Source organism: Actinomycetota bacterium, assembly GCA_030776725.1.
Lineage (GTDB): Bacteria > Actinomycetota > Nitriliruptoria > Nitriliruptorales > JAHWKO01 > JAHWKW01.
In genome coordinates this window covers 1-2,403 of sequence record JALYHG010000197.1, presented here as the reverse complement: position 1 = coordinate 2,403, position 2,403 = coordinate 1, and the positions used below count along the sequence as shown (strand labels likewise).

Genomic DNA, 2,403 nt, shown 5'->3' with positions numbered 1-2,403 from the left:
GCCGGTCCGGGCGCCCTGACGCATCGTCGACCGACGCGCGCATCGCCGACCGACGCGCGTATCGTCGAGGAGCGTCGGGGGACACCCCTCGGCGACCGGAGGTCGAGACGATGATGGCAGGCACCGGTGCGGCGACGATCCGCGAGCTGCTCACGGGCGGGACGACGGTCAACATGCCCGGGGTGTACGACGCGCTGACGGCCCGGCTGGCTGACGAGGCCGGGTTCGAGGTGCTGTTCGTCTCCGGGTACTCGGTGTCGGCCTCCCAACTGGGGATGCCCGACTACGGCTACCTCACCCAGACCGAGATCGTCGAGGCTGCCAGGAGCGTGTGCACCAACACCGCCCGGCCGGTGATCGTCGATGCCGACACCGGGTACGGCAACCCACTCAACGCCGTGCGCACCGCCCGGCTGCTGCACCGGGCGGGGGCCAGTGGGCTGTTCCTCGAAGACCAGGAGTGGCCCAAGAAGTGCGGGCACTTCGCGGGGAAGCGCGTCATCGAACGGGGCGAGTGGCTGGCCAAACTGCGGGCCGTCCTCGATCTGCGCGATGAGGGCGTGGACCTGTTCCTGGTTGCCAGGACCGACGCTCGGGCCGCGGTGTCGTTGGACGATGCGATCGCCCGCGCGAAAGCGGCGCGCGACCTCGGCGTCGACGCGATCTTCGTTGAGGCCCCCGAGGGGGTCGACGAGCTCGAGCGTGTCGCCAAGGAGGTCGAGGGCGTCGTGCGGGTCGCCAACATGATCGAGGGTGGCCGCACCCCGCTGCTGACCGCCGCTGAGCTGCACGACCTGGGCTACGACCTGATCGTGACTCCGCTCAGCGCTCTGCTGGCGGTCACCCGTGCCGTGCGTGAGGTCTTCGGCGCGCTCCGCGACAAGGGCACGCTCCGCGACGACCTGGAACTGCTGGTCCCCTTCGACGATTTCGGCGCGGTGGTCGACCTGGAGGGGCACCGCAGCCTCGAGAAGCGGTACGCCTGACGTGACCGTCAGGAGCTGACCCGCTCCTCCATCACCGCGAGGAGTTCCTCGACGAGCCGCGCTGGGGTGATCCCCTTCTCGAGGTAGCGGCTGGCTCCACCGGCCGTGGCGGCGTCGTTGAGGCGTCGCCGCTCGAAGGCCGAGAGCATGACGACCTTCGTGTGCGGCGACGCCGACACGATCCCGGGCAGCGCCGTGATCCCATCCACGTTGGGCATCGCGACGTCCAGGACGACGAGGTCGGGCTGGTGCGTGGTCGCGTGAGCCACCGCTTCGGCACCGTCAACGGCTTCGGCGACGACCGCGAACCGGCCGCTGCGCTCGAGCGTGACCCGGTACAGCAGCCGTAGGTCGGCCACGTCGTCGGCGAGGACCGTGCGGAACACCGTGGAGGTTGCCGACCGGCCGGGACCCATCGCGCGCACGTTGCTCCTGTGATCGACCGTGGCGGATGATGCCCGATGCAGGGTCCGTCGTCAGCTGATCCGGCACGAAAAGTGCGCTGCGTCGCTGTACCGTTCCTGCGATCGCCCAGCGAGGACGGGCGGTCGCTCCGTGACCATCGGTTGTGGCGAGGTCGATCGTGGATGAGCGGCGTTACCGGGCGGTCGCGGCCGAACTCGCCCCCGCGCTGAACCGACACCTCACGGGACTCCTCGACGACCTGGTCGAGGGTCTCGCTGAGCAGGCCCCGCAGGCAGGGCTGTGGTCGGAGGAGCAACGTGAGCAGATCCGTGAAGGGATCCGTCAGGTGCTGCTGGGGCTGCTGCGCTTCCTGCGGATCGGGGATCTCGAGGCACACCAGTGCGAGCGGCTGCGGCGTGTGGTGGCCGCGCCCGTGCCCGGCCTGGACCCCGGCCACGCCGGCGACATGCCCCGGCTGCTGCGGATGGACGCCTTGGACGTGGCAGCGCGGCTGCTCGGCCCGTGGCTCACCGACGAACGTCGCCGGGTCCTCGATCACGAGCTCGAGCGGTACTTCTCGATCCTGCAACCTACCGACCCTCGTGTGGGTGGCTCGTTGCCCGAACTCGACCAGTGGTTGGCTCGGATCGCAGCGGAGGGCACCGACCGGGGACCCGCGCCCGGCTCCCGCTCCGGCACCATCGGTCGGGTCAGGAGCAGCTGAGTGGGACCCGGACCGCAGCAGCGATGACCGACCTCTCGCGGCTCCCCCAGGTCGATGCGGTCCTCCGCGATCCGGCTGCGGCATCGTTCGTCGATACCTACGGGCGCCGGCCGTTCGCGGACGCGGTCCGCCGGTCCGTTGACCAGGCACGTGAACGGGCACGGCGGGGCGGACAGGTGCCGGGTGTCGATGAGGTGAGCACCGCCGCGGCGCAGGACCTGGCCGCCCGACGGGCGGGACGGATCCGCCGTGTGCTCAACGCCACCGGAGTGGTGCTGCACACCAACC

4 protein-coding genes are annotated in these 2,403 nt (G+C 70.7%); 3 read left to right on the top strand and 1 reads right to left on the bottom strand.

What is annotated here, in order from left to right:
- Positions 1 to 110: 110 nt before the first annotated feature.
- Positions 111 to 986, top strand: a complete 876-nt coding sequence (locus M3N57_09480; GenBank protein ID MDP9022904.1) for an isocitrate lyase/PEP mutase family protein — start codon at positions 111 to 113, stop codon at positions 984 to 986.
- Between the two features lie 8 nt (positions 987 to 994).
- On the opposite strand, the gene M3N57_09475 is transcribed toward M3N57_09480, so the two are convergent.
- A complete protein-coding gene (locus M3N57_09475; protein MDP9022903.1) occupies positions 995 to 1,402 on the bottom strand; it encodes a response regulator transcription factor in 408 nt (135 codons plus the stop codon).
- A 167-nt stretch (positions 1,403 to 1,569) separates the two neighbouring features.
- On the opposite strand from M3N57_09475, the gene M3N57_09470 reads away from it, so the two are divergent.
- Both M3N57_09470 and M3N57_09465 read left to right on the top strand, forming a co-directional pair.
- Positions 1,570 to 2,115: a hypothetical protein gene (locus M3N57_09470; GenBank protein ID MDP9022902.1), complete on the top strand. Its 546-nt coding sequence runs from the start codon at positions 1,570 to 1,572 to the stop codon at positions 2,113 to 2,115.
- Between the two features lie 23 nt (positions 2,116 to 2,138).
- Positions 2,139 to 2,403, top strand: a 265-nt coding sequence (locus tag M3N57_09465) for an L-seryl-tRNA(Sec) selenium transferase (protein ID MDP9022901.1), incomplete at its 3' end; no start/stop codon positions are given.

What these genes read in the sequence shown, in the direction of transcription:
- M3N57_09475 (MDP9022903.1), bottom strand. Translation starts at nt 1,402, where the DNA reads ATGGGTCCCGGCCGGTCGGCAACCTCCACGGTGTTCCGCACGGTCCTC.
- M3N57_09480 (MDP9022904.1), top strand. Translation starts at nt 111, where the DNA reads ATGATGGCAGGCACCGGTGCGGCGACGATCCGCGAGCTGCTCACGGGC.